At 68.7% G+C, this 6145-nt stretch carries 4 protein-coding genes and 2 pseudogenes; 2 read left to right on the top strand and 4 right to left on the bottom strand.

The annotated features are described in order from the left end of the window. Positions 1 to 226: 226 nt before the first annotated feature. Positions 227 to 592, bottom strand: a pseudogene (locus tag HLA95_RS28580) (amino acid ABC transporter ATP-binding protein); the annotation flags it as partial. Positions 593 to 1659: 1067 nt separating this feature from the next. On the opposite strand from HLA95_RS28580, the pseudogene HLA95_RS29920 reads away from it, so the two are divergent. After that, positions 1660 to 1814, top strand: a pseudogene (locus HLA95_RS29920) (IS481 family transposase); the annotation flags it as partial. 12 nt (positions 1815 to 1826) lie between these two features. Here the strand turns inward: HLA95_RS29920 and HLA95_RS23695 are convergent. Then, on the bottom strand, positions 1827 to 3242 hold the full coding sequence (locus tag HLA95_RS23695; RefSeq protein ID WP_191061126.1) for a TolC family outer membrane protein: 1416 nt from the start codon (positions 3240 to 3242) through the stop codon (positions 1827 to 1829). Positions 3243 to 3340: 98 nt separating this feature from the next. Further along, the gene (locus tag HLA95_RS23690) at positions 3341 to 4606 is read right to left on the bottom strand and encodes a cytochrome P450 (protein WP_222184745.1); all 1266 of its coding nucleotides are present in this window, start codon (positions 4604 to 4606) and stop codon (positions 3341 to 3343) included. Between HLA95_RS23690 and HLA95_RS23685 the strand changes: the two genes are divergently transcribed. Continuing rightward, the gene (locus HLA95_RS23685) at positions 4605 to 5441 is read left to right on the top strand and encodes a metallophosphoesterase family protein (protein WP_191060027.1); all 837 of its coding nucleotides are present in this window, start codon (positions 4605 to 4607) and stop codon (positions 5439 to 5441) included. The genes HLA95_RS23690 and HLA95_RS23685 overlap by 2 nt on opposite strands. Here the strand turns inward: HLA95_RS23685 and HLA95_RS23680 are convergent. Continuing rightward, positions 5398 to 6063, bottom strand: coding sequence for a 4'-phosphopantetheinyl transferase family protein (locus tag HLA95_RS23680; protein WP_191060026.1), 666 nt, complete (start codon positions 6061 to 6063; stop codon positions 5398 to 5400). The two genes, HLA95_RS23685 and HLA95_RS23680, sit on opposite strands and share 44 nt — an antisense overlap. Positions 6064 to 6145: the final 82 nt, after the last annotated feature.

Below are 6145 nucleotides of genomic sequence, written 5' to 3'. Positions count from 1 at the left end.
CGACGGACCGCCTCCGTCGTACGGGCGCTGCCGTGAAGAACCTGGCCCATAGCGCCTCCCTTGCCGCATGGTGATCCATTGTACCACCACACTGCGGGACCGCACAGCTAGGTGGGCATGCCGACCACCAAGGCTATCCTCCCGTACACTGCAGGCCGCCTCCGCAGTAGGCGTCAGCGGCTGCCGTAGCAACGGCCGCACCGGCTCCTATCTTCGAGCAGGCCGCTCAGTGCAGGATCTGCTGCAGGAACGCTCGCGCCCGCTCCGCGCGAGGGGCAGAGAAGAACGTCTCCGGGCTGGCCTCCTCCACGATCTTGCCGTGGTCCATGAAGATCACCCGATCGGCGACCTGGCGGGCGAAGCCCATCTCATGGGTGACCACCGCCATGGTCATGCCCTCTCCGGCGAGCTCCACCATCGTGTCCAGGACCTCCTTGACCATCTCCGGGTCGAGCGAGGAAGTCGGCTCGTCGAACAGCATGATGTCCGGCTGCATTGCCAGCGCCCGGGCGATCGCGACGCGCTGCTGCTGCCCGCCAGACAGCTGCGCGGCGTATTTCCTGGCCTGGTCGGGAATGTGGAGCCGATCAAGAAGTGCGGTCCGCATACGCCCTAGCGATGGCATGACGTCGTTCTCGCGGAGAAGCACCCGAACTTTATCTGCGAAGCATGCAAGGAACTCGGAAAACACCGCACCTTCGTCATCCTCTGCAGCGGCTGTCATGAAGGCTTCAACCATCTCCGCTGCCAGCTCCGACAGATCCCCCTTGGGATCGAGCAGCGCATCGCTATGCCTGGCGATGATGTCGATTGCCTCGCCTCTATCCGACAGGATGGACCAGACCATGCCCGTCCCCTCGATCTCGTAGCCGATCGCGTCAGCTTGATGCGGTCCGATCAGGTCAAGGTTCCGGCGGGACGCGCGGGCATTCACCTCTTCGAGGACAAGGGACACAACTCCATCGACCCAAATGTTGCCAATACTCTCTGCCTCGTCACTGTCCGCGTCCTCTTCGAACGCCTGGAGGCTCAGGAACACGAGAGCGTGCTGGGGCAACTTCTCGACCTCAGTCTGGATCGACGCACGCACCAGGTCATCGAAGCCGTCCGAGAGCGAACCGAAACGAATGTCGTCCCACCCCATGTCGTCATCGAACGGGCCCTCTTGCAGGGCCCAGCAATATTCATCCCATAAATGCCGAGCCGCGACATCGCCAAAGGCGCCAACGGTTGGTCGAGACTGCAGATCCTCAAGAACGGACTTTACGATTCGAGCGATCTCGGCGTGGGCGAAGTCCGCGGCGGCCGATTGAAGCCGCGCAAGTCCGTCCCGACTGACCTCCATCCGCTCCTCGGCCATCCTAAATCCCCGTAGCCTTGAACTCGCAGTTTGCCCCCATGCCATCCCGGGCTTTGAGGGCAAAGCGGCGGATTCGGTGTTCGCCGCGTTGACGAGTTTCCTGTCGGACGCCACAAGGTGGGAACACGTGCAGACGGTGCATCATCGCGCTGCCTCCGTGACTAGAGTAATATGGCACAGGCTGGGGCCTGCGGGTGGCGGGGACAATGACGTCTCGTATGCCATGCCCAACGCCTTCATCGAATCATGGGTGGTCCGAACGAGCCGCTTGGTGCGGAATTCGCCATGGTCCCGCTCCTCATCTGTTCGACAGCGTGGAGGCATTGCAGGCCGACCTCGATGCTTGGCTCGTCCACTACAACCACGAGCGGCCGTATCTGACTACCGCAACCAGGACCGACGACCGTGGGAAACTGTCGGGCCGTCTTGTCGGATAAAGAGGTTGAGAGGATAGCTGAAAACGCACTTAGTCCCCACCCAGGCCAAACAGCCGGACCCGCTCGATCTCGTAGTTGATCTCAGGATCGTAGGGCTGGACCGGCAGGGCGAGGGACGAGACGGTGAGCTGGCCCAGAGCCGCCTTGAGCTGGAAGCTGGCGGTGACGGCGGAAGCGCGGGCGCGGACCAGGTTGGAGCGGGAGCGGAACAGGTCGTACTGGGCGTCCAGCACGTCCAGCACGGTGCGCAAACCGAGATTGGATTCGCGCTCCACGCCGCGCAGCGCCAGCGCGTTGGCTTCTGCTTCCATCTCGTAGGCGCCGACCGCCGAGCTGGCCGCGTCCACGGCGGTCCAGTAGGTGCGGATGTCGCGTCGGATCTGGTGGCCCACGGCCAGCCGCTGGTTCTCGAGCTGGCGCACCGTGTGCCTGGTTTCGCGGACCTGGGCTGCGGCGGCGCCGCCCTGGAACAGGGGCACGGTCAGGGTGACGCCGACCTGGGCGCTCTGCTGGTCGTAGAAGGTCGGGTTCGGGTCGTTGGCGTAGTTGAGCTGGCCCACGAGGTCGATGCTCGGCAGCAGGCCGGCAAAGGCGGCATCGGTGTCGGCGCGGGCGGCGTCCACGTCGAGGGCGGCGCGGCGGATGTCCGGGTTCAGCTCGGCCAGGGTGTAGGCCGTGTCCAGATCGTCCGGCAGGTCCGCGATCGGTGCGGGATCGGTAAGGCGTTCGGGGGGCGGGCCGATGACCTGCTCGAAGGTGGCCTCGGAGCGGGCGAGATCGGCGCGGGCCTGATCGCGGTCGGCGCTGGCGCGGGCCAGGCGCGAGCGGGCCTGGATCAGGTCGGTCTGGGCGACCTCGCCCAACTCGAAGCGCCGCTCCGTCGCCGCGAGCTGGCGCGTCAGCCGGTCGAGATTGGCCTGGGCCTCCCCGATCAGCAGCCGGTCGCGCCAGGTGGCGACATAGGCCGTGGCGGCGTTCAGCAGCACGTTCTGCTCGACGGACAGGAGGTTGGCCTGGCCGGCGCGCACCCGGCGCTCCGCACCCTCGAGCCGCGCCTGTGTCTCGCCGCCGGCCCACAGGTTCTGCTTGAGCGCCAGCGTGGCGAAGGTGGCATCGGCGTCCTGGGTTTCCAGCAGCTCCTCGTACTGGGTGAAGTCGAAGCCGGGGGCGGTGGGGAACTCGAAGGCGCTCGTCTGCTTGCCGCGGGTGAGCTGGCCCTGCAGGGTCGCGGTGAGGCTCGGGTAGTAGCCGGCGCGGGCCTGTGCCACCCGCGAATCGGTCGCCCGCAATGCGGCGCGCTCGGCGGCGAGGTCCGGGTTGCTCAGATAGGCCTCGACCAGGGCGGCATCGAGGGTCTGCTGGGCCGATGCGCTGCCCGTGCCCAGGTACAGGCCCAGCAGCAGGCTCAGCAGCAACGGGTTGGGGAACAGCCGCCGCTCGTTCATCGCCCGCCCATCGCCTGATCCGGTGAAGGGACAGGTGAAACCAGCGGGCGGCCACAGTTCCAGTCGAAAACTCACTTGTGGACCGCGGATTTTCCGGATCAGAGCGCCAGATCGAGGCGGGCCAGGCCGCGCACGATCACGCCGTCCTGCCGTTCCAGGCCGAGCACCTCCAGCCTCGGCAGCCGCCGGGCGATGGCGGCAAAGGTCAGTTCCGCCTCCAGCCGGGCGAGCGGCGCGCCGATGCAGCTATGGATGCCGCTGCCGAAGGCCAGCTGGCGTGCCGCCTCGCGGTCCAGGTCGAGCCGGTCCGGCTCCGGGAACACGCGCGGGTCGCGGTTGGCGGCGCCCAGGCCGAAGCCCACCGTCTGGCCCTTGCGGATCGCGACGCCGGCCAGCTCGGCATCTTCCAGCGCGTAGCGAAAGGCGATCTGCTGCGGGCTGGTGAAGCGCAGGAGCTCGGCGACGACGGTGGGCATCGCGACGTCGCCCCGGCGCAGCCGGGCATAGGCGGCAGGTTCGCCGGCCAGCGCCAGCAGGCCGTTGGCGACCAGCTGGGCGGAAGCCTCGTGCCCGGCGAACAGGAACAGGATGCAGGCCGAGAGCAGTTCCTCCTCGCTCAAGGCTTCGCCCCCATCGCGCGCCTCGATCAGGAGGTCGAGCAGGTCGCCGCGCGGCCTGCGGCGGTGCATCTCGACGATGTCGGCGAAATAGGCCTGCAGCTCGACCGCCTGCGCGGCACCGGTGCGGATGCTGGCCTCGGTGCGGATGACGTCCAGGGCGGCGGTGATGGCGCGTACCCAGTCGCGGATCAGCGGCCGGTCGCCCTCGGGCACGCCCAGAAGCTCGCTGACCACGTCGATCGCGAGCGGGTAGGCGAGCTCGCCTACCACATCCACCGTGGTGCCGGCCGGCAGCCGGTCGATCATCCGCTCCGCCAGCGCGGCGATCGCCGGGCGCTGGCCGGCCACGGCCCGCGGCGCGAACACCGGGGCCGCCAGCCGGCGCAGCCGCGCATGGTCCGGCGGGTCCTTGAACAGCATCCAGTGCCGGATCATCGCCATGAGCGGCCGCTCGTGCGCTGGCACCGGCGGCAGGGCGCCGGGTGGCAGCAGCTTCGTGATCTCCCGGCCGAACCGCTGATCCTTCAGCCCCGCCGAGACATCGGCATGGCGGCTGACGAACCAGAACCCCCAGAAGCCCGGCACCGGGGCGGACGACCAGGCGACCGGTGCGGCTTCCCGCAGCCGGGCATAGGCGGGGTAGGGGTCGGCCAGGTTTTCGGCTGCGAGCGGATGGAATAGCGTCACCGGCATGGTCGGCAGATAATCAGGGCGGGCGGGCCGCCGCAACCGACGGACGTGCATGCGACTTCTCGCGATCAGCGACCTGCATCTCGGCAGCCCGACCAACCGCGACGCGCTGGATGCGCTCGGCAGCTATCCCGAGGACTGGCTGATCGTGGCCGGCGACGTGGCCGAGAGCTTCGGGCGGATCGGCGAGGGCTTCGCCGCACTCTGCCGGCGCTTCGCCCGGGTGATCTGGGTGCCGGGCAACCATGAATTGTGGTCGCTGCCGGGCGAGGATGGCGGGCTGCGGGGTGCGGAGCGCTATGCCGGCCTGGTCGAGCTGGCGCGCAGCCATGGCGTGCTCACGCCCGAGGATCCACCGCCGCTCTGGGACGGCCCGGGCGGCCCGGTCCGGATCGTGCCGATCTTCACCCTCTACGACTACAGCTTCGCGCCAGATGGGATGACGCCGGAGCAGGTGGTGGCCTGGGCAGCGGAGGCGGACATCCATCCGGTGGACGAGGTCCTGCTCCACCCGGACCCGCACACCTCCCGGGTCGAGTGGTGCCGGGAGCGGCTGGCGCTGACCGAGCGGCGTCTGGCTGTCCTGGCGCCGGACATTCCGCTCGTGCTGGTCAGCCACTGGCCGCTGCACGAGGAACTCGTACGGATCCCCCGCGTGCCTCGCTTCGCCCCCTGGTGCGGCACGTGTGCCACCAGGACCTGGCCGCAGCGATTCGGGGCGCTCGCCTGCGTCTATGGCCATCTCCATGTCCGCGGCCGGCGCTGGCTCGACGGCATCCGCTTCGAGGAAGTGTCGCTGGGCTATCCCAGGCAATGGCAGCCGGCGCTGGGGCTCGCCCCTTATCTCAGGCAGATCCTGCCGATGCTGCCGGAGGCCGGCGACCCCTGAAGACCTCCGTCGCATCGTGGACGCAGATCAAAGCGGATGCATCCGGGGCGAGCGCCAGGGCCAGTGCCAACCGATGCCGCTGATCCGGCCGCAGCCGGTGCAGCCGCCAGACCGGCGGCAACGCACCGGGGATTGCCGTCATCGTGACCGGCCCGTCGCCCTCCGGCACAGCCAGCCGGTCCAGCGGCAGGGACAGGCCGTCGCCATGGGCCTTGGCGATCGCTTCCTTGCCGGTCCACAAGGCGACCAGGGCCTCCTGGCGCGCGCTGCCCTGCCGCCCCGCCAGGCGGTCCCGCTCGCCCGGCGCCAGCAGCCCGTCCAGCAGCTCCAGGCTCAGTTCCGGCCGATCCGCCGGCTCCACATCGATTCCGACGCGGCATCCGTCCGCCAAGGCGCATACGGCAAGGCCGCCGCCATGGGCCAGGTTGAAGTCGAGCGCGCCCGCCGGGTGGGCGAGAAACGGCCGGCCGCCGGGAGCACGATCGAACCGCAGCTCCATGGGCGGCAGGCCCAGCCGCCTGCCGATGGCATGGCGGGCGAGGGCATAGGCGGCGGCGTGCAGGCGGCGTGGGTATTCAACCAGGAAGCGGCGATTGCGTGCCTGCTCGTCTGGATTCAGCAACGTCGAAATATGGTCGTGGTCACCGCAGTCCAGGTCGTCGACACTGCAGAACCAGACCTCCACAGCGACAGTTCTGGAAATT

The organism is Geminicoccus harenae (genome assembly GCF_019800005.1).
In the GTDB taxonomy this organism is placed as follows: Bacteria; Pseudomonadota; Alphaproteobacteria; order Geminicoccales; family Geminicoccaceae; genus Geminicoccus; species Geminicoccus harenae.
The sequence above is the reverse complement of the archived record's forward strand: the minus strand, read 5'-3'. Positions and strand labels throughout refer to the sequence as shown.

Bases quoted from the DNA above. Each gene is read 5' to 3' on its own strand.
- HLA95_RS23685 (WP_191060027.1), top strand. From the start codon at position 4,605: ATGCGACTTCTCGCGATCAGCGACCTGCATCTCGGCAGCCCGACCAAC.
- HLA95_RS23695 (WP_191061126.1), bottom strand. From the start codon at position 3,242: ATGAACGAGCGGCGGCTGTTCCCCAACCCGTTGCTGCTGAGCCTGCTG.
- HLA95_RS23690 (WP_222184745.1), bottom strand. From the start codon at position 4,606: ATGCACGTCCGTCGGTTGCGGCGGCCCGCCCGCCCTGATTATCTGCCG.